Consider the following 19,383-nt stretch of genomic DNA (forward strand, 5'->3'; position numbering starts at 1 on the left):
CATGGATCTTATCAGCCCCAATCTTAAACTCCCTTATCTGGCGCCCGCTCAGGCCCAGAAACACGTCACGCATAATGAGGCGCTCAGGCAGCTGGATGCCATCGTTCAGCTATCCGTTCTAAGCGAGGTCAATGAGCCGCCCCAAAACTCGCAAAATGGAGATTGCTATATTGTGGGGGCTAATCCCGCGGGCGATTTTGCTGATAAGGCAAATAATATCGCCGCTTTTCAAGATGGCGCTTGGGCCTTTCTAAGCCCTAATATTGGTTGGCGAAGTTACGTCCAGGATGTCTCGGAGTTCAGGGTCTTTGGCGGCGGGACGTGGGACAACCTTTCCGGAAACGCCGCATCCGATAATTCTGTGTCCCTTTTCGGTATCAATACCACGGCAGATGAAACCAACCGCCTTGCCGTGAAATCTTCTGCAACGCTTTTGGATGATGAAGAGCACGGCCATCAGCTGAAAATCAATAAATCCAATGATAGCGATATGGCGAGTCTGTTGTTTCAAAGCGGGTATATAGGGCGAGCGGAAATAGGCCTGACGGGAGACACTGACCTTCATCTTAAAACAAGTTCTGACGGTCAAACGTTTCGGGATGTTTTAATAGCCGATACCGAAACCGGAGCGCTGAAAACACCCTATGGTTTGAACCCCGCTATAATGACGCCGCCGACATTGGCTTGCGGCGGTCCGCATAGTTTTTACGGATTACCATCAGCAAGTTCGATTGTGGTCGGGCGCAGTAATTTATCTTTGGTGTCCGGCCGCATGATTTTTACGGCAGTCTATTTGGACCGTGAGTCTGTTTTAGAGGGCGGGTTTGTCACGCAACATAGTGCAAGCGGTGATATGGGCGCCATTATGCGCTGCGGCCTCTATCACTTGGGAGCAGCTAATGGCAATGCTTGGGATATCGGAGCACTCATCCATGATTTTGGTACAGCGCCCGCCGATGATGAAGGTCACAAGGTATTTGATCTCTCAGTGCCTGTGACTTTGTCCCAAGGGTGGTATGCCTTTGCCGTAGGCGTGAATGGGTCAGGCGCAGCTGTGCGTTATGTGCAAAGCCGCCAACCGGGGCTGGGCTATGTTCAACCTTATGGGAACGGTACAGGATCTGATGTTCGTTTTGGCGGTCCAACATCTTATATGCTTGACTCCGAGGCGTTTGGGGAAATTGAAAACGGCCTCAGTACAATTTGGCCATCTAATCCGATAAGTATTGTCGCTGCGGTCAATAGTTACGCCTATAATATTTTCATTCCGAAATGGGCTGTTTGGCCGTGATATGCCTAATGGAGCAACCCCATACGCTCACGATAACGTCGAATAAATTCCTTTTGCTCGCTATTGATAACCCCTTCTGAACGGGCGGTCGCATCCATCATTAAAACCAGACCTTCAGCGTCTTCTTTGTTGATTTGGTTTTTTAGAATATCGACCATTGGGAAGAGTGCGCTTTCCGGAAGTGTGATGTCATAAGTAAGGCTATGCATTTGGCGATATACGCCATCTGCATCATCCAGATTAAGATCCATATTTTTTATTAATTGTGAAATTATCTCTTGCTCCATATCCTCGGTAACGCGCTTTTTATCGCTCATTCGCGCAGTCGATATCATCATAACAGTCGCCGCTTCGATAGGTGTTTCAACAAGATCGAAACCTGATTGATTATATTTTTTTGAAAAGCGGCGGCGGCGAGGAAGGTTTGCAACAGTATTGGCCGCGTCTGCAATGTCACCTACGCCGCGTGATGCTCTACTGATCCAAAAAATCAATGACGCAATGGCAATCAGAATTCCAATAATATGCATAAAACTCTCCCTAAGCCTCACCTAACGAAAAGCAAGTTATATCACAACTGCTTATCGGCAGGCATTGCTTGGGCCCATATCCACATGGAAGTGATCGTGATGTGCGGCGTTATAATCTGGACTTAAAGTGACACGGAATATTTTGCAGGCTTTGTTGCGGGCATCTCGCAAAAATTTACGGCGTTTTTTATCTTTACCTTGCCAATCCGTTTTAACGGATATGAGGCGTCCGTCTTTGAGTTCAAATCCAGTGATATCCCACGCATTTGCGAAGGCATGTTCGCTCCATTGTCCCGAGCTGTTGCCATTTTGGCGGCGGCAGCTGTAAGTCCCAACGTGATGAATTTTCTTGAGCTCTGACCCGAGATGCTTTTGTGCCAGAGCATTAACTTCGCGAAGCCACATATAGGCGCCGACAGCCAAGGGGCATTGCATGTTAGCCTCTCCCGGCTTTAGTGTGCCATTATCAGACCCGTAAACAACACGCGCCGTTTCCCAACCGCAAACGGAGGGTGTTATTTTAGGGTCGGCGGGAATAGAGTTAAACGCCGCTGCATCACGGGCCATATCCATACATATGTCTGAAGAAGACAGGCTCATTCTCAAGAATTGGCTTTTTGTCGAAAATCCCAAAGGCGCTTCTGGGTTGAGCTGTTTCCAGGGTAGGTGTTGCGGAGGTATATTACGGTCAAGCGCAACGACGCTTAGCGATATAAGCGCAATGAATAATGTTAAAAAAAGCGTGGGTTTCCACATAGCGTCAGACTATCCGAATTAGCGGACAATACAAATGACTTGGGCTATGCGGCGCTCACGGCGGAGGCGATCTGCTTGTAGGCCATAGCTTTGTAAGGACAAGGCCTGTGCCTCAGCCTGGGTTGTCTTGATTAAGCCTTGCAGGTTCTCAGGTGCAACCGTGTAGATACGCCCTCGGCGCGGGCTTTCGGCTGAAACAACGCCGATCACCTCGCCGTCTTTATCCATGACGGGCGCGCCTGATAACCCGCCTAATGACCCGAATAAGCCCCTCGTGCGCCCGATTTCCGACCATGCTAAAATAGCTTCATTAGATCTGTAACGGCCTCTCACAATCATACGATTTCGCGCTAATAAGGACCCGACGACTTCGCCTGGGCGGCCTTGAGGAAAACCAAAAAAGAAACCTTGTTCCCCGATTTGCCGGTCACTAAAGAGGTCGCTGGCGAGCGGCTTTCTCTCCCATAAGCCGGTTAATATAGCGGTATCGGAGTCGGCTGAAACAAAGCTCTCGACCCGCATAACTTGACGGCCACTGATTTTAATTCCCACTTGATCACAACTATCGACAACATGCCGTGCTGTCATCCATTTGCCAGACTCATCAATTGCAAAAGCTGTCCCTATGCCAGAGCTCTCTTGCTCAACATTTACAACTATTCTCTCATCCCGAGGTGTCTCATTGGGAAGCATGGGACCAAGTTCCGGCGGTGGATGCGGGGCATCTATTTTTTGAGAGGCTCTGTTAGCATTGGCATAAATGGCAATAATAATGACCAAATAGATCAACCAATCAGGTATTTTTCGCCACATAGGAATTAGCCAGCAATAGCAAAGGCAAGAATAATAGATCCGGCAAGTTTAAACGCTGCCAAGACTGTGGCGGCGGGAACTTCATTATTCTCAATGCGTTCCGGCATGCCTTTGAAAATCCCGTCTGTAAGGCGGAATAAAAAGAGCTGTAAGAACAGGCTTAACGTACCCCATATCGCGACATCGATCAGGCCCAATTTATTGATAAGACAAGCTGAGAGCGGGAGGGCCAGGCTGATTACCAGGGCGCTAAAGGTAATGGCAGCCGCCATATTTCCGTTTTGAACAAGCTCTAATTCTTTATGCGGGGTAAGCTTCACATATATAAAAAGTCCTGCCAGATAAATAACCGTGACAACCAGCAAATAAAAAATGAGCCACGGGAATCCATTGGCGAGACTGTCGAGTGTGGGTGACATAAATTTTCCCAGTCTGTGATTTGAATTTAGATGTGCGAGCCTTTGAAAAAATTCAAGCTATTTATTCACAGCGGAGGATTTTTCTAACTTTCGCCGTTCACTGGCCCGCATTTTTTCAGATTCTGATTTAAGCTGTCCGCAGGCGGCCAAAATGTCCCGCCCGCGTGGCGTACGAATAGGCGAGGCATATCCTGCGCGGTTGACGATATCCGCAAATGTTTCAATCGTCTCCCAGTCTGAGCACTCATATTCACTCCCGGGCCAAGGATTGAAGGGGATGAGGTTCACTTTTGCCGGGATACCTATTAGCAATTTTATAAGCTGTTTTGCGTGCCAAGGTTGATCATTTACGTCTTTGAGCATGACATATTCAAATGTGATGCGGCGTGAATTGGACACGCCCGGATAATCGCGGCAAGCTTGCATAAGCTCTTTAAGCGGATATTTGCGGTTAATCGGCATGATTTGCTCGCGCAGTTCATCATTGGCGGCGTGAAGTGAAATGGCGAGCATAGCAGAGGTTCGCGCCCCCATCGGGCCGATTTCAGGCACTACGCCGGATGTGGAGACCGTAATTCTGCGGCGACCAATGCCAAGTCCCTCAGGATCACAGATGATATCGAGGCTGTCCCCAACTTGTTCTGTATTATAAAGCGGCTCACCCATGCCCATGAAAACAATATTGGTCAGCTTTCGGTTTTCCTGAGTCGTAGGCCATTCGCCCAGGTCATCCCGCGCGGCGATGACTTGCAAAACGATCTCCTGCGCCGTTAGATTTCTCACTAGTTTTTGTGTGCCCGTATGGCAAAACTTACAAGTAAGGGTGCAGCCAACTTGAGACGAGACACACAGAGCCCCTGTTTTTGAAACATCCGGAATAAAGACACTCTCAACCTCAATGCCAGGCGCCATACGGATGAGGTATTTACGAGTGCCGTCTACGCTTATCTGCCGTTCAATAATTTCAGGGCGGGCGAGAGAAAACGCCGCTTCTAGCTCCGCGCGAAGACCTTTTGCGATATTGGTCATTTGCAACCAATCGGTCACGCCGTAATTATAAATCCAGTGGAATATTTGCTTTGTGCGCATACGCACTTTTTTAGGTTCAATTCCAAAGTCAGTTAGGTGCTTGGCGATCTCTTTGCGGCCAAGGCCAACCAAACGGATACGGTTATCGGCTTGATGCAGCGTAACCCCCGTAGGGGCATTTGATATTAAAGTCGTGCTCATATGGCGCGGCCCATATCATGCAAAGGCTCAGGCGTCACCGTTTTTTACATTAAAGGCGCTGCCAGCTTGAAGGGCCTTTATCTGTTTTAACAAGCCGCCCTTTATCACCGATAGGATAGCGTGATTTATCCATGAGCCAAGCCATAGCTTCGCTTTCACTCCCCTCGATTTTTGCCAAGCTGCGTTCGCCGCTTTCGAGCCTTGCCATAATAGCGGCATGTGAGGGGGATCCATCTCGGTTCGACAGGATCGCAAAGCTCTCTACTTGCGCGGGGCCTTTCGCGTCGGTTACGATATCAGGCACAGCGCCGCGGGCTTTATCCGCTATCTCTTGGGCGTCATCATTTTCCAGCAAGATATCTAAATCCCCGGGCGTTTTAGAAAGTCTTAATCCATAATGCTTGGTGACATATTCGCCTTGTCCATAAAGCAGACCTGCGGGCTCACCCAAACGGATTTTCCGTACCATGGCGCAGCTTGCGTGGGTCATATAATTATTCAGCGGCGCACCAAAGAAACTCATACCGCCAGTCACGGTTGAGGCTGTTTCAACTTCGCGTCCTAAAATACGGCGCGCCATTTTGGGCACGACCGGAAAACAGGAATAAAGCTCCGCAGCTTCAGTAGCCGAACTGCTGGATTTCAGGGCATTCAGAACAGCGTCTTGCGCTGGGCTTTCGTAATAATTTGCGCGTGCCAGGAAATCACGCGGTTCATTTGCCGCCGCGCCTTGTGTTATGAAAACGCAATGGTCTTCAGCCACACCCATATCCAAAGCTGTTTGAAGAGAGGTTATTATGATCGCCGCGCTTTGATTGACATTCATACTGGCCACCATGGATTTCGTGTAAGGCCACGCAACAATTCGGTTCTTGGGCGTCGCCTTGAGAATTTCCTCGCCGGGCATATTTACAGGGCCCCAGCTGTTGGGGTTCTGCCCCGCTATAAAAGATGATAGCTCCAGTATTTTAGCGGTCTCTGCATCAGCCTCTTGCGGAGTCTGGCCCCAATGCGCGGCTGTAGCAGCTTCGAAAAGGGGGTAGATGTTAAGCGGCAGATAAAGCCCGAGCTGCAACGAGAGAGGATGAATTGCGCCGGGCGTATCGGCAAAATTAGGCCCATCGCTTGCAAAAGGTGACCAAGAGGGCATTTGTCCCGCCCTTTGAGCGCTCACTAGGCTATATTGCGCCTCGCCGCCTACAACTGCAGCGACTTTGGAGCGGCCTTCCGCAATATTTATAGCGGCCTCATGGATATATTTTAGCGGTGTTTGTCCGCCTGAGGGGCCTAAAACTGCGCGTTTGGGCGATATATTTAAGGCTTTACCCAGCTCGCCCGCGAGGTCCGAATAACGCCAGCTCATTGGCATAACGACGTCAAGCGAATCGATTTTTGCCAGAGCCTGACCGCCGCAATCTTTATTGGCCGTTTCTAACGCCCGGGCCATCATCTCCGAGGGCTCTAAGCTTTTCGCAATATTGTCTGGTCGTTCACTATATTCGCCTATGCCAATAATGACGGGTTGGCGTTCGGTTGAGGTCTTGGACATATTAGGCTGCGGCCTGTTCCATGGCTTTTGCAAGGGTGACATCCTTGTCGGTCACGCCCCCAGCATCATGAGTTGTGAGCGTTACATCAACCCGGTTATAGACGTTAAACCATTCGGGATGATGGTCCATTTTGTCGGCGATAATCGCAATGCGAGTCATAAATCCAAAAGCTTCGGCGAAATCCGTAAATTTGAATACCTTTGTAATAAAGTCATCTCCGCCAGTCCAACCGGGTAAATCTTCTGCAACATCTTTTGGATTTAAAACGTCCATTTTGTTCTCCTGATGATTTTAACGATGTATTAATCGTGATATTTGCGCAACACTAAGCAGAAATATTGACCTCTGGAAGCCCAAAATTATGTATCTGCCCCAAAGTTGACACATTCTATCATGTAGTTTGACTTTGCTTACGGCAGGGGGTTGTAAGTGTGTTTATTTGGGGAGGAAAGTTGATCTTTTGTAGAGATGAGATGACGCTCGGCAGTTACACGCAATATATGACGACGGAAATAATCATATTTTAGCCGTAGGATCGTCATAGGCTGTTCATTTTTTTTCCGTAAGTAAAAGAGATGTCAGCAGAACGCCTATTTTCTTTATCTGTGTTAAAGCAGCCACTTCGCGTGAGCATGGGGATTTACAGCCTGTGTCTTACTTGGGTCTCTTTACGTCCCTCAGGAACGGGCGGAGCAATACCACATTTGGATAAAGTACTGCACCTGATTGTTTATGCGGTTTTGGCAGGAGGCATAGCCATAGCGTGGCCAAAGCTCTCTAGACTCTCTGTTTTTTGGGTCTGTGTTATTTTTGGGGCGGCTCTGGAAGTGGCACAAGGCCTTATAGGAACGGGACGTACAGCGTCGCTCTGGGACGGTTTGGCGAATACTCTTGGTGCGGGCCTAGGGGTATATGCAGCGGTCATTATTGGGCGGCTTTTCGTCAATAAAGCGAAATAGGTTTCGGTCACTCACCGATAGAAAGATAAATTTTCCTAACTAACTGCTTTCTTGTGGCGACAAGCCCGACTTAGCATATTATTTGCAAGTAGGACTCGTAATGACCGCCGCAACTGGCAAGACTGAGGACAATAAAGGGTGAAAACCATGACAAAACTTAAATCTATCAAAACAGCTGCTATCTTATTAGCCAGTACGACTTTAGCACCTTCGGCTTTTGCGGGCGGGCAAGCTCATTCTGGCTACACACCTGATTTATTACCGCCAAGCTCAAATGCTGGTGAGTGTTACGCCCGCGTCGAAGTGCCGGCGCAATATTCGGCCGGGTCTGAACAGATTATGGTGGAAGAAGGCTATTCTACAGTTGAAGTGGCTCAGCCAACCCTTGCGCAACGTCAGGAAAACGTAATGGTGAAAGAAGCCAGCGTCCGCTACCGAGTCACGCAGCCGAGTTACCGCTCTGTGACAGAGCAAATGTTAGTGCGGCCTGCTTATGACAAACTAACCGTTTCAGCGCCGCAATTCTCAACCGTGATTGAGACGATACAAACATCAGCTCCACGCCTTGTTTGGAAACGCGGAAACCCGGGCAAATTGGCAGCTCAAGGCTACACAATCCATTCCACAGCTGATGGCGGACGCTTTGGTCAAGGTTATAGCAATACCGAGCAATATTTAGCGGGCGGCGGCGATAAATGCGGCCCTACGTGTGAAATTTGGTGCCTTGTTGAGGAACCAGGTGAGCAGGTTCAGTTTAACCGCAAGGTTATGACGTCTCCGGGCCAGGTTCGCCGCCAAAGCGTTCCAGCAAAATATAAAACTATCCATAAGCAAGTCGTCTCGAACCCTGGCGGCGTCGAAGAAATCCCTGTTCCGGCGGAATACCGCGCGGTCATGGTTGAAGATGTTGTGGACCCGGGCGGCGAACGTGTTGTCAATGTACCGCCAAAATTCGCGGAAGTCGCAACAAAAACTTTAGTCACGCCTTCACGTTATGAATGGCGGCGTGTTCTTTGTGCGCCAGGTACAGGCTCTATCAAGTCTAGCGCGGATTACGCTGCGCCTTCATCATCATACGGTACAGGTGGAACTCATTACTCTAGTGGCTCTACGGGTGGTTACACATCGGGCACACATAGTTCTAGTACGTCATATTCATCAGGCCATTCGCCCGTTCATACGTCAAATCATACATCTGGGCAGACTCATCATTACGGCACGCATACGGCGCCTGGCGGAACTGTTGCGGGGTCACGTGTTGTGACAGGATCCGGTTACTATGGCGGTTATGAAGATAAAAACGCAACACATCATAGCTCTGGTAGTCATAGCGACTATGAATATAGACAAAAGGCTAAGCGTAAGCGTAAGACCTGGCATTAAATTTATCAAAGCCATCTGATTAAGCCCGCTCATCTTAAGCGGGCTTTTTTATAGGGATTTATGAAATATAAAATCGGTATCTTGGACGTCTCCGACCGTCAGCTGATACTCTGATATTTTCTTATAGTTATGTCGCATATAGAACCGTTGTGCGGCGTTATTTTCTGACCATACGCCCAGTACAAGATCTGTGATTCCGCGGCTTTCCGCCCAATCCTCCCATTCAGTCAAAAGCCTCACGCCTAGTCCTTGGCTTTGGGCCGAGCGGTGTGTGTAAATTTTTGAGAGTTCATGGGCGTTGGTTAAGGGGTGCGGCACGGGTAATGTCGTGGGTTTGGCATAAAGATAGGATAAAAGCTCATTATGCCGTTCAGCCACCATAAGCAATTTCGCGGGGTCAGCTATGGCCGCATGATAGACGCGTTCATTATGAGATTGCGCAATAAAAGCCTTACAGTTTTCGGGGGTATGGTAATTCCCGAAGCTATCAATGAAGGTCTCTGCGGCTAAATCAATTAAGGCCGGGATATCTCCCGGCCTTACGTTTCGAATTATCAATGTCATGTGAGGCTACATATCGTCTTGATCGACTAGCCCATCACTCGCGATTTTATCTTTATCAAAATATTCTTTCGCGAGTTTGAACACGACAGGTGAGAGCAGGATTAGCGCGATTAAGTTCGGCGCGGCCATGAGGCCTGTCAAACTATCGGCGATTAACCAGAAGGTATTCACCACAAGGTTGTCGTCTCCTGTTTCAAAAGAAAGTGCATAAGTTGAAGCGAAAACAGCTAAAATACAGAAGCAGCGGAATATAGGAATAGACTTCTCTTTGAAAATAAATGCCGCGCAACGCTCGCCATAATATGACCACCCAATGATGGTGGTGAATGCAAATATTACAAGACAAAATGTTACGATATGTTCGCCTAAACCGACTAATGTAGCATCAAATGCTGCGGCCGTAAGCGGTACTCCAGTTTCACAGCCCTGAGGGGTTGAGCCGCTATCAAGCATGTCAAGAATTGCGGGGCTAGCCAGACAATCTGCTGACATAACGCCCGACGTCAAAATCACCAGAGCAGTGATTGTACAGATAATGAGCGTGTCAATGATTGTGCCAAGCATAGCAATAATGCCTTGATTGACTGGGTCGTTATTCTGCGCAGCCGCATGGGCAATGGGGGCGGAGCCTTGCCCAGCTTCGTTTGAGAAGAGCCCGCGCGCGATACCTTTTTTCATGGCTAGCATCATTAAGCCAATTGCAACTCCAGTTCCCGCGCCTTGCAACCCAATGGCACCTTTGAAAATAAGACCAAAGGCGGAAGGAACTTGGCTTATATTTGCACCAATTACGATTAAAGCTGTTGTTATATAAAGTACGGCCATGAACGGTACGAGCTTAGACGCGATTGCGCCAATTCGTTTAATGCCTCCAAATATTACACCGGCGACTAATAATGATAGTACGAAGGCTATAACTTTTGCATCAAATGGCTGAACCCCGAAAATAGTCCAATCCCCATAAGCGCTTTGAAGAGCATCACCAATTGAGTTGGCTTGAACGGCATTACCTGTCGAAAGAGACCCGATAATTCCAAATGTAGCGAAAGCGGCGGCCAGCCACATAAATTTCGGGCCGAGTCCGTTTTTAATGTAATACATCGGGCCGCCGACACGGTTTCCATTGGCGTCAATTTCGCGGTAACGCACGGCCAAGACACCCTCGCCAAATTTTGTGGCTGTACCGAGAATTGCCGTAACCCACATCCAAAAGACAGCGCCGGGACCGCCAATAGCGATGGCAGCTGCAACACCTGCAATGTTACCTGTTCCAACTGTTGAAGAGAGCGCGGTCATAAGCGCTGCGAAAGGAGAGACGTCACCTTCTTCTGCATTAGTGCGTTTTTTGAAAAGCTGGCGGAAGCCATATCCGATTTTTGTAAGGGAGATAAAGCGTAATCCTACGGTGAGGAAAAAACCGACACCAAGTAACAACGCCATCATGGGGGGACCCCAGACGAAATTGTTCAAGCTTTCCATAAGCGCTGCAAAGGTTTCCATGTGTGTTCCCGATCTGTCTTGTGTAATTTTCTCTCAACCATAGGGGAGGGCTTTGCTTGCGCCAAGGCTAAATATGCCTGTAGCGGGGATTGAAAAGCCGTGCACAACATGTCGCCAAAAGCGCTTGACGTGCGGGCGGTGGCCCCCTATATGCCGCCTTCGAAATTCAATATCTGTAAGGCCAAGACGATGAAAGTCCGTAGCTCTTTGAAATCTCTTAAGAACCGTCATCGCGATTGCCAAATTGTGCGCCGCAAAGGACGTCTTTATGTGATTAACAAAACTGACCCGCGTTTTAAGGCGCGCCAAGGTTAATTCTTATACAGCCGCGAGCTTTCGCGGCTCTACAGTGATAATGCCTCTTGCCCCATCGGGTTGGAGGCATCATTATGTTTGGGATTATGAAACTTACCTCTTTCAGTTTTGCTCTTATGATAGCTTTTTCGAGCCAAGCCTTTGCACAAGAGAGCTCGCCTCCTATTCAAATCGAGCCCTCTGAACCGATTGAAGCGCCGGATATCGCGCCTGAAGTGACTCCCGAAACCATTATTGACTCTGACGATGAGCTGAAGTCAGTTGAAAAACCTGATTATTCTGATCTCACGGAAGAGGCTGAACGCACGGCCCGGCTTGATGAGCTTTTTATCCGCCTCCAAGCTAAGACCAACGAAGAGGATGCAAACCTCGTCGCAGAAGAAATTTGGGCAATCTGGCTTGATAGTGGTTCTGATACGGTAAACTTTATTTTACGGCGCGGTACGGCTGCGCAGAAACGTAACGATAACAAGCTTGCACGGCGTATGTATGATCACGTGACAAGTCTGAATCCTAAATATGCTGAAGGTTGGGCGAGGTCGTCGCGTCTGGCGCTTGAAGAAAAAGATTTAGGCCGTGCTTTGACAGAGGCCGCTCAAGCCTTAATTTATGAACCGCGGCATTTTTATGCGCTCTGGACGATGGGCAATGTCTTTGAACAGCTAGGACGCCAGGATGAAGCGCTGGAGGCTTATCGCGAGGCGAATAAATTATATCCAGAGCTCAAAGCCGTTAAAGACAGGGTAGAGGCCCTGCAAAATAATATTGATGGCGACGTGCTTTAAAGCCTGGTGGATTGGGCGAGGCTCTCAAGGTTTTCATCCAAGACGTGAGCCGTATTGACGATCAATTTCAAAGAGTTTTCATAGAACGGGATTGGTATTGTTGAGAACTCATCTGTGGGTCTGTGGTAATGCGGATGATCTTCGACGCCGAAATACAGAAAAGGTATTCCTGCACTGTGAAAGATGCCGTGATCAGATTGAAGAGTCCAATCATTGGGCCCGTCTTCGGGTCTGTCATGGCCGAATGAAACTTTAATATCCACGCCTTTTGCGGCTTTGCTCACTAAGGGTTTTAGCGCGGGGGTATGATAGCTACCACTGGCGTAAATCTCGCCCGTTTTGTTTTGGCTCACCATATCTAGATTTAAATTAAAAACAGCTCTGCTGCCGAAATCCGCAGCCTGGACATAATGACGAGCCCCTTGTAGACCCATCTCTTCTGCGTCTAGCCAAATAAACAGCACATCATGATTTGAGGTCACACTGACAAAACTTTGCGCGATAGCAAATAGGGCGGCTGAACCGGAAGCGTTGTCGTCTGCCCCATTGTAAATTTCTCCATCGCGCTCGCCCAAATGGTCATAATGCGCTGTAATCACAAAAAGCGGCCCCTCGTCATTATCGTCAGTATCGATTAGCCCATGCAGGTTTACGGCGTCATAAACAGGACTATCCGGCGGGATAACGCCGTCCCTATTTGGGCGAGGCTGAGTTTTGAATTTGGTCTCATAAGTCATGTCAAAGACATCAAGCTTGGCAATTTCGCTTTTGAGGAAGGCTTGAGCCTTTGCATTTCCCTCCGATCCCGTGCGGCGGCCTTTCATGTCATCCGCAGATAAGGTTTTCATGATGCGAATGGTATTGTCCGCGTCAAAACTCTGAGACGGCGCTTGTGAGCAAGCCGCCAACATTAACGGCAAAAGCAGGGTTGTATTTTTCATAAGGCTGTTCTTATTTTTCCGGCAGATTTTCTGCAAAATAGCGTTTTACATTTTCACCCATTACTTTGCGAATTTGCGGCTCTTTCATGCCTTGGGCGATAAGCTCATGGGTGATGGCGGCGAGTTCAGACGTGTCGAGCGCCGTTTTTACCGTCCCATCATAATCAGAGCCAAGCGCGACAGCATCCTCACCTAAAAGATCAACGGCGTGGATGATTTCGGTGGCAATGCCTTTAGGCGAAATATCGCAAATGGCGCCGCTAAAATAACCAATACCCAAAATACCGCCTCGCGCCGCGATTTGAAGGAGTATATCATCAGGTAAGTTTCTGTTGGCTGTTTTTGGACAGCCGCTAATTGTGCCGCCATGCGAAATAAACAGAGGCGCGTCTACAAGGGTTAAAACATCACGCACAGTTTGGCGGGAACTATGGGCCACATCAATCATGATGTTTCGGCGCTCCATTTCCAAGACAGCCTCGCGCCCGAACCGAGTGAGACCCGCTTGAGATCGGCCATGCATAGAGCCGCCTAATTCATTGTCAAAAAAATGCTGTAACCCCATGGCGCGGTAACCCTCATCGTAAAGCTTTGCAATATTTTCAATCTTGCCTTCGAGCGGGTGCGATCCTTCGGTCAGAAGTAGAGCGATAAGTGTGCCGCCCGGTTGATTAAGGTCAGACTTTTTACGGGCGATAACAAGGTTATTTTGCGCGCGGCTTTCTATCTTGTGAAGGCGTTGGGCTTGGAACGCGGCGCGTTCATAGATGGAGCCCCATGTGCGTAGCGGCCAAAGCTGTAACTTTGCCAGAGTTGTAATGTCATCAGGAGCATCGGCATCATTACCGTCAAAGTTCAGCCCGCGCGGGGATTTCGTGACCGCGCTGAAAACCTGAATGTCGACGCCGCCTTCGCGAAGTCGCGGCAAATCCACATGGCCTCTGTCCCATCTTTTTTCGGGATTACGCCGCCATAAAAGGCTGTCGCTATGTAAGTCAGCTACGAGAAGGGTTGCGTGAAGCGCTTTAGCCCGTTCAGAGACCGGATAAGGGTCATGAACCGCAACGGGATTCATTCTTGCGTCTGTTTGCGGAACGGCGATTCCAAAAATATAAATTACCACTGTAATCAGCAACAATAATATAAGGCCGGATATCCATTTAAATGCTTTTCTCATAGCTTCACTGTTGCGAGGCGATAGGCCTAGGTCAAGTCAGAAACAGACAGCTCAGCTATTTTGCCCAAGCCATCCGGTTAAGTCATTTGTGATGTAATCCACCCAGTCAGCTTTCGTCGTCTGGCCTGCAGGGCGCGTAATTTCAGGCTCATCACCCCAATCTTCATCCGAGGTGACCAATACCGTTGCCATGCCCATATGTTTCGGGACTTCAAGATTGCGCACACTGTCTTCGAAAAAGATGGCGGTCTTAGGGTCTATGTCAAAGACATCGCAAAATTTTATGTAGGGGCTACGTTTGGGCTTCGGAACATAGTCTACATCCTCAATGCCAAAACTCCCGTCAAAGAGATCAAACAGGTTTAAGTGACCTGCCACATTTTTAGCATGGCCTTTGGAGCCGTTTGTAAAGATGAATTTCCGTCCTGGAAGGGCTTGAATATACTCCCGCAGCTTCGGATCAGGTTTCAGCATTTGTAAGTCAACATCATGGACATAATCCAGAAATTCGGCTGGATCCATACCGTGAACAGCCATCATGCCCGAAAGTGATGTGCCATACTCAGCGAGAAACTCTTTCTGGACGAGGCGAGCTTTATTGGGTTGAAGTGCCAGATAACGGCTGATGAAGGCTGTAATTTTTCTATCGATTTGAGAGAAGAATTCTGCATCCGCACGGTAAAGCGTATTATCGAGATCAAATATCCAGTTATATATGTGTGACAAGTCAGAATTGCGGGTCATATCATTGACGCAATCCCACGGCATTTGGCACAGCAAAATCCTGATCCGTCAGCGTGACGCGAATACCGTCCGTATCAGTTGGGAGGGGCCGGAAGTTTGCAACTGCGTAACCTGCCTCAGTGCAATAATCGCGTCCTAAAGCTGAAAACTTAGCTTCGGCGACACAAAATTGCGCCGGTGTTGTCGCGACAGATCTCAGGCGTTTATCTGGGCCGGCCTCGCGCCCGTCTACAGTTGTGATAATATTTTCGGCCAAGGCATAGTAATGTGCATCCGTGCCCTGAAGCGTTTTCGTGAGAGGCCGCAAGCACTCGCCTCGCGCAATGCTCCACCAGCCGCGAGATTTCCAATCACCGTCATCCCGCGTAGCGACAGCTGTCCATATTTTCCCGGAGCTGTTATTGCAGACCTCAAGTCCGATTTCATCTTGCCGGGCTTTAGCCGTTTTTGCCATTGTATCAATCAAGGCATTATTTTCAATATTTTTATCGAGTTTGTTGTCTTTTTTAAAATCGGCAATCGTTCTCATTGTCCGTCGTCCTGGGACACCATCAATACGGGTTATTTTATAGCCACTATCTTTGAGTAAGCGCTGCATTCCCGCTGTTGCGGCATTTTTCCCAAAATTATCGGGTTCGATAAATGTAGTTTGTGGATCGGAAGGATCAACGGCCAGATAGTTTTGGGTTTTTAGGTTCTGTAGTTGGCAGCTTTGGCTTGCATCAGCGGTAAAGCTTTTTTCGGAAATACATAGCGGCACATTCCCAGCCCATTCGCGTATTCCGCCTTGGTGGACAGAGTCGCTTTCGGCAAAAATATATCGCGGAGAATTCAATGGAACCGATTGCGCAATGCATTCACCGGGGCGTGATTTTTCCCAGCCTTTGGGGCTGATTTTTCCGCCGCGCATATAAGCTGTGGCTAAGCGGAGGATATAGCTGGTTTCATTACAGATTTCCCATTCGGATACTGCAGCCGCGGAGCTTGAACGAAGCTGAGTGTCTTGTGCCAATGCGCTAAACGGAAACGCCCAAGCGGCGGCTATAAGCAAGACGGCTCTCATCCGATAAGAGTTCCTGCGCCTTGGTCAGTGAAAAGCTCAACGAGTAAGCCGTGTGCACGGCGGCCATCCAATATAACAACGGCGCCAACCCCTGCTTCAACGGCCTCAATAGCTGTTGTGAGTTTAGGTATCATGCCGCCTTGAGCTGTGCCGTCATGGATAAGTCCTTTTGCGTCATCTGCGGACAGGTTTGTCAGAAGGTTCTTATCTTTATCCATCACACCTTCAATATCGGTCAAAAGCATAAGTCTTGAAGCTTTCAGCGCACCCGCTAATACTCCTGCCGCCGTGTCTGCATTGACGTTAAATGAGGCGCCATCGGCACCTCCGCTTATAGGTGAGACAACTGGAATGAAACCAGGATCCGCCGCCGCCAAGACATCAAGAACGGATGTGTCGGTGGATTGAGGAACTCCAGTGAAGCCAAGTTTTTTATCTTTTGCCTTGGCGGTGATCAAATTAGCGTCCCGTCCTGAAAGCCCGACGGCTCGCCCCCCCGCCTCATTGATGGCTTGGACGATGGATTTGTTAATAGCGCCAGAGAGAACCATTTCGGCAACGCCCACCGTTTCTATGTCCGACACACGCAGCCCATCGACAAATTCTGATTTGATGTTGAGTTTCTGAAGCATAGAGCCAATTTGCGGTCCGCCGCCATGCACAATGACAGGGCGCACGCCAAATTGCTTTAGCAGGACAACATCTCTGGCAAATTGAGTTGTAAGCTGAGGATCGCCCATCGCGTGGCCCCCGAACTTTATGACAATTGTTTGCCCCGCATAACGCTGAATGAAGGGCAAGGCTTCGGAGAGTGTTTGCGCACTTGTCCAACCTGTTTCATTTTTACGCCGTTTGAGCATTGTGTGTCCGTATTGTGTTTCGCGTCTTATAAGAAATAAACTGCCAAAGATAAGTTAAATTATCATAGTAAACCTATGATTATTTCTCGGAGTTTATCCTAAACCTAGGGCAAAGCCAGTGTCGCAATTTCGGCGCGTAAGTCATCCAAGCCATGCTTCTTCTCAGAGGATGTGCAGATAATCTTTGGGAAGGCGGCGGGGCGTTTCGCAATGGCCTTGAGAGTCTTAGTCAGCACTTTATCAAGTTCGCCTTTTTTCAGCTTATCAACTTTGGTCATGATAATTTGATATGTCACAGCTGTTTCGTCGAGCATACCCATCAGCTCAAGATCGCTGTCTTTGATGCCGTGGCGGCTATCAATGAGGAGGAAGACCCTCCGCAATGAGGCACGTCCAAAGAGAAATTCCCGTGTTAGCTTTGTCCAGCGGGCAATATCAGATTTCGAGGCTTTGGCGTAGCCATAACCTGGCAAATCCACGACAAATAAGCGCTCATCCACGTTAAAATAGTTCAGCTCTCTCGTGCGGCCCGGCGTATTGGAGGCGCGCGCTAAACCTTTGCGGTTTGTGAGTGCGTTAATCAGGCTCGATTTGCCCACATTGGATCGCCCTGCGAAACAAATCTCAGGTAAGCGGGCAGGAGGGAGCGTGTCCAAACTCACCGCGCTCAGCATAAATGTCACTTCGCGCGCAAATAAAAGCCGTCCGGCCTCTATCTCTTTTTTGGAAAAATCGTCCATGCTTATTCGGAGGCAGGCTCTTCCTTGCCTGTAATTTTGCGCCAGAATTTATCGACGGGCGTGTCCACTTTGAACTTACGCGTGATGTAATATTGCTGTCCAAAGGAAAGGATATTGTTCCAGACCCAGTAAAGCAGAAGGCCTGTCGCAAATGGCGCTAGAATAAACATAAAGACCCAAGGCATAAATTTGAATATTTTAGCTTGCATCGGATCTCCGGCAGGCGGTGTTAGCGTGTACATCAAGCTCATAGTGATGCCGTAGAGGATGGCCAACGGACCGATCGCCAAAAATCCTAATATAGGGATCGGGACACCATCCCACGGCAGGAGGCCGAATCCGTTTAAAATAGAGAGAGGGTCTTTTGCGGAAAGGTCGCGGATCCAGCCAAAAAACGGCTCATGGCGCAGGTCAATATTGATAAACACCGCTTTATAAAGCGAGAAGAAAACAAAAATGGTTGGAATAATCGGAAGGCAACCCGCAGCAGGATTGACGCCTTCTTTTTTATAAAGCCCCATCATCTCTTGTTGCATTTTCATGCGGTCATCTTTGTAAAGGGCTTGCAGCTTTTTGACCTTGGGCTGCACTTTTTTCATCTTGGCCTGGCTCTCATATTGTTTGTTAAAGAGCGGGAACATCAGAACTTTGATGATGAAGGTCAGAGCCAATATTCCGAGACCAAAGTTGCCCAAGAGACTACCTAATTTTGAAAGAGCCCAGTTGATAGGCTTTACAAGGATTTTAAACTTGCCCCAACCAATCGCGCTGGTCATTTGCACAATTCCAAGACCTTCTTCATATTCTGTCAACACGCCCCAATCCTTTGCGCCGACATAAATATGGCCCACTGACTCTACTGTCACGCCAGGGGTTAGGGTCACAGGGGAGAGCGCATAACTTGTTTCATAGACGCTTTTTGTATCGACAGAGCGGTAATCATATGAGGCTGTAATGTTTTGACCTTGCGGGGCAATAGCGGCGGCGAGCCAATATTTATCTGTCAGGCCGACCCACCCAGCGGGTCCGGTTTCCGTCCAGCTTTCTTTTTTGGAGAGTTTTTTATATTTCCATTCGTGATATTTATTATCGACAACTGAAATGGGGCCTTCTTGTAGGATAAAGAAATTTGTCAGATCATCAGGCAGTTGGTGTTGGCGCGATACACCTTTGCGGGTGAGGGTGCGTTCGCCGCCAGCCGTGTTAGTCAATTTATCTGTTAGGGTGATGAGATAGCGATCATCAACAGATACAGTGCGTTCAATTACAACGCCATTCACCTCAGTTTGCAGGACGACAGGGCTAGTTTCTGTAAGTGTAGTACCGGAGACTATTGACCACGCTGTGTCAAAGCCGAAATTGTCATTCATGCCGACCCAGTTATCTGTAATGTAGGCTGCGAAATCTGCGCCTTGCGGTGTTAATAAGACAACTTTGCCGTCTTCAGCATCCAAACTTTTATCGTAATTCTTCAGCAAGACATCATCGAAGCGTGTGCCAGTTGTCAAGAAAGACCCTTTTAAAGAGGCCGTCTCTATGTTGATGCGTGTTCCCTCACTGACCAAGACTTCACGCGGTTGTATAGGGGCAGGAGGATTGGCTTCAATCTCCGCGATAAGAGCATTTTCTTTTAGTGCATCAGCACGGGCTTTTTCTGCTAAAGGTTTTCCGAAAAAAAACCAATATCCCAGCAAAACAATGCCGGATAGCACCATGGCTACAATGAAGTTTTTCTGATCGTTGCTTTGGTGGTCTTGCATGGC

At 48.6% G+C, this 19,383-nt stretch carries 21 protein-coding genes; 5 read left to right on the forward strand and 16 right to left on the reverse strand.

Translation table 11 applies throughout. The features are described from left to right. Position 1: 1 nt before the first annotated feature. On the forward strand, positions 2 to 1,291 hold the full coding sequence (locus F569_RS19075) for a DUF2793 domain-containing protein (protein WP_051279844.1): 1,290 nt from the start codon (positions 2 to 4) through the stop codon (positions 1,289 to 1,291). Positions 1,292 to 1,296: 5 nt separating this feature from the next. Here the strand turns inward: F569_RS19075 and F569_RS0112010 are convergent, their stop codons facing one another. The 7 genes from F569_RS0112010 to F569_RS0112040 form a co-directional block, all read right to left on the reverse strand. Further along, positions 1,297 to 1,821 carry a hypothetical protein gene (locus tag F569_RS0112010; RefSeq protein WP_026942397.1) on the reverse strand — a complete coding sequence of 175 codons (525 nt, stop codon included), beginning with the start codon at positions 1,819 to 1,821 and terminating at the stop codon, positions 1,297 to 1,299. A 51-nt stretch (positions 1,822 to 1,872) separates the two neighbouring features. Continuing rightward, entirely contained in the window at positions 1,873 to 2,394 is a 522-nt protein-coding gene (locus F569_RS17880) for an extensin family protein (RefSeq protein ID WP_162143779.1), read from the reverse strand. Between the two features lie 201 nt (positions 2,395 to 2,595). Continuing rightward, complete coding sequence (locus F569_RS0112020; RefSeq protein ID WP_034388796.1) at positions 2,596 to 3,390, reverse strand: S1 family peptidase; 795 nt, start codon at positions 3,388 to 3,390, stop codon at positions 2,596 to 2,598. Positions 3,391 to 3,395: 5 nt separating this feature from the next. Then, positions 3,396 to 3,809, reverse strand: a complete 414-nt coding sequence (locus F569_RS0112025) for a DUF350 domain-containing protein (RefSeq protein ID WP_026942399.1) — start codon at positions 3,807 to 3,809, stop codon at positions 3,396 to 3,398. A gap of 57 nt (positions 3,810 to 3,866) precedes the next feature. Further along, positions 3,867 to 5,039, reverse strand: a complete 1,173-nt coding sequence (gene rlmN / locus F569_RS0112030; protein WP_026942400.1) for a 23S rRNA (adenine(2503)-C(2))-methyltransferase RlmN — start codon at positions 5,037 to 5,039, stop codon at positions 3,867 to 3,869. Positions 5,040 to 5,088: 49 nt separating this feature from the next. Then, complete coding sequence (locus F569_RS0112035) at positions 5,089 to 6,588, reverse strand: hypothetical protein (RefSeq protein WP_026942401.1); 1,500 nt, start codon at positions 6,586 to 6,588, stop codon at positions 5,089 to 5,091. 1 nt (position 6,589) lies between these two features. Further along, positions 6,590 to 6,862, reverse strand: a complete 273-nt coding sequence (locus F569_RS0112040) for a 4a-hydroxytetrahydrobiopterin dehydratase (protein ID WP_026942402.1) — start codon at positions 6,860 to 6,862, stop codon at positions 6,590 to 6,592. 302 nt (positions 6,863 to 7,164) lie between these two features. On the opposite strand from F569_RS0112040, the gene F569_RS19080 reads away from it, so the two are divergent. Further along, positions 7,165 to 7,548, forward strand: a complete 384-nt coding sequence (locus F569_RS19080) for a VanZ family protein (protein ID WP_051279845.1) — start codon at positions 7,165 to 7,167, stop codon at positions 7,546 to 7,548. 147 nt (positions 7,549 to 7,695) lie between these two features. Continuing rightward, entirely contained in the window at positions 7,696 to 8,931 is a 1,236-nt protein-coding gene (locus F569_RS0112050) for a hypothetical protein (RefSeq protein ID WP_026942403.1), read from the forward strand. Positions 8,932 to 8,979: 48 nt separating this feature from the next. Here F569_RS0112050 and F569_RS17890 read toward each other — a convergent pair whose 3' ends face one another. Together F569_RS17890 and F569_RS0112060 are read right to left on the reverse strand one after the other, a co-directional pair. Continuing rightward, positions 8,980 to 9,495 carry a GNAT family N-acetyltransferase gene (locus F569_RS17890; protein ID WP_051279846.1) on the reverse strand — a complete coding sequence of 172 codons (516 nt, stop codon included), beginning with the start codon at positions 9,493 to 9,495 and terminating at the stop codon, positions 8,980 to 8,982. Between the two features lie 6 nt (positions 9,496 to 9,501). After that, the gene (locus tag F569_RS0112060) at positions 9,502 to 10,995 is read right to left on the reverse strand and encodes an alanine/glycine:cation symporter family protein (protein WP_026942404.1); all 1,494 of its coding nucleotides are present in this window, start codon (positions 10,993 to 10,995) and stop codon (positions 9,502 to 9,504) included. A 189-nt stretch (positions 10,996 to 11,184) separates the two neighbouring features. Between F569_RS0112060 and ykgO the strand changes: the two genes are divergently transcribed. After that, the gene (ykgO, locus tag F569_RS0112065) at positions 11,185 to 11,310 is read left to right on the forward strand and encodes a type B 50S ribosomal protein L36 (RefSeq protein WP_026942405.1); all 126 of its coding nucleotides are present in this window, start codon (positions 11,185 to 11,187) and stop codon (positions 11,308 to 11,310) included. A gap of 74 nt (positions 11,311 to 11,384) precedes the next feature. Then, positions 11,385 to 12,095 carry a tetratricopeptide repeat protein gene (locus F569_RS19085; protein WP_084169008.1) on the forward strand — a complete coding sequence of 237 codons (711 nt, stop codon included), beginning with the start codon at positions 11,385 to 11,387 and terminating at the stop codon, positions 12,093 to 12,095. Here F569_RS19085 and F569_RS17900 read toward each other — a convergent pair. The 7 genes from F569_RS17900 to yidC all read right to left on the reverse strand — a co-directional run bounded on the left by F569_RS17900 (position 12,092) and on the right by yidC (position 19,380). Then, the gene (locus F569_RS17900; protein WP_034388799.1) at positions 12,092 to 13,036 is read right to left on the reverse strand and encodes a M28 family peptidase; all 945 of its coding nucleotides are present in this window, start codon (positions 13,034 to 13,036) and stop codon (positions 12,092 to 12,094) included. The genes F569_RS19085 and F569_RS17900 overlap by 4 nt on opposite strands. A gap of 10 nt (positions 13,037 to 13,046) precedes the next feature. Next, a complete protein-coding gene (locus F569_RS0112080; RefSeq protein WP_026942406.1) occupies positions 13,047 to 14,213 on the reverse strand; it encodes a dipeptidase in 1,167 nt (388 codons plus the stop codon). A gap of 51 nt (positions 14,214 to 14,264) precedes the next feature. Further along, complete coding sequence (locus tag F569_RS0112085) at positions 14,265 to 14,957, reverse strand: pyrimidine 5'-nucleotidase (RefSeq protein WP_026942407.1); 693 nt, start codon at positions 14,955 to 14,957, stop codon at positions 14,265 to 14,267. 1 nt (position 14,958) lies between these two features. Further along, entirely contained in the window at positions 14,959 to 16,020 is a 1,062-nt protein-coding gene (locus tag F569_RS0112090) for a DUF1036 domain-containing protein (protein WP_026942408.1), read from the reverse strand. Then, the gene (gene argB, locus F569_RS0112095; RefSeq protein WP_026942409.1) at positions 16,017 to 16,880 is read right to left on the reverse strand and encodes an acetylglutamate kinase; all 864 of its coding nucleotides are present in this window, start codon (positions 16,878 to 16,880) and stop codon (positions 16,017 to 16,019) included. The genes F569_RS0112090 and argB overlap by 4 nt, the downstream gene beginning before the upstream one ends. Before the next feature lie 104 nt (positions 16,881 to 16,984). After that, on the reverse strand, positions 16,985 to 17,620 hold the full coding sequence (gene yihA / locus F569_RS0112100; protein ID WP_026942410.1) for a ribosome biogenesis GTP-binding protein YihA/YsxC: 636 nt from the start codon (positions 17,618 to 17,620) through the stop codon (positions 16,985 to 16,987). A gap of 2 nt (positions 17,621 to 17,622) precedes the next feature. After that, positions 17,623 to 19,380: a membrane protein insertase YidC gene (gene yidC / locus F569_RS0112105; RefSeq protein ID WP_026942411.1), complete on the reverse strand. Its 1,758-nt coding sequence runs from the start codon at positions 19,378 to 19,380 to the stop codon at positions 17,623 to 17,625. Between the last annotated feature and the right edge of the window lie 3 nt (positions 19,381 to 19,383).

The organism is Hellea balneolensis DSM 19091 (assembly GCF_000428525.1).
Taxonomy (GTDB): domain Bacteria; phylum Pseudomonadota; class Alphaproteobacteria; order Caulobacterales; family Maricaulaceae; genus Hellea; species Hellea balneolensis.